1 pseudogene is annotated in these 270 nt (G+C 37.4%); it reads right to left on the bottom strand.

Annotation, left to right across the window (positions count from 1 at the left end):
- Positions 1–270, bottom strand: a pseudogene (locus AAEY62_RS22520) (PepSY-associated TM helix domain-containing protein); the annotation flags it as partial.

Below are 270 nucleotides of genomic sequence, written 5' to 3'. Positions count from 1 at the left end.
AGTAAAAACACCGCAAAAAAGAACCCTAATACAGTGCCCGTTTGCCCTGGTAAATTTTTAAAATCGTTAAGTAAAAAGGTGTAATGCAGCTCTAAAAACCAATCGGTGAAATAATGGCTGGTACCCACAGGCTCTGACAAAATATCACCTGTGTATTGGTTTAAATGTAACTTAGCCCATTGCTCTGTACCGCGCTTTATTAAGTAAACCCGATCAGCAGTATCATCGTTAAATATTTCCCAACTAGCTACTATATAATTAGGGTAAGTA

It is taken from the genome of Pseudoalteromonas sp. GW168-MNA-CIBAN-0100, from assembly GCF_040309225.1.
In the GTDB taxonomy this organism is placed as follows: Bacteria; Pseudomonadota; Gammaproteobacteria; order Enterobacterales; family Alteromonadaceae; genus Pseudoalteromonas; species Pseudoalteromonas arctica.
This window is presented reverse-complemented; position numbering and strand designations above follow the sequence as displayed.